The 285-nt window shown below is 72.6% G+C and carries 1 protein-coding gene; it reads left to right on the plus strand.

The features are described from left to right. A partial coding sequence (locus JT719_RS24640; protein ID WP_207436431.1) for an AI-2E family transporter occupies positions 1-285 on the plus strand: 285 nt, incomplete at both ends.

Genomic DNA, 285 nt, shown 5'->3' on the forward strand with positions numbered 1-285 from the left:
GCTGGAGCGGCTTGGGCTGGCGCGCTGGCTCGGCACCACGCTGGTGCTGCTGTCCTTCCTGGTGCTGATCGTGCTGCTGGTCCTGCTGCTGGTGCCGCTGGTCCGGGCGCAGGCCACCCATCTGGCCGAGGTCCTGCCGAGCTACGCCACCTCCGTGCGCCAGCGGCTGATGCCCACCATCGACCAGCTGGTCCGGCGCCTGTCGCCGCAGGATGTGGCGCGGCTGCGGGATGCCGCCGGCAACTACGCGGGCGACGCCCTGTCCTGGGTGGGCGCTGTGCTGAG

The organism is Sabulibacter ruber, assembly GCF_017355955.1.
Taxonomy (GTDB): Bacteria; Bacteroidota; Bacteroidia; order Cytophagales; family Hymenobacteraceae; genus Nibribacter; species Nibribacter ruber_A.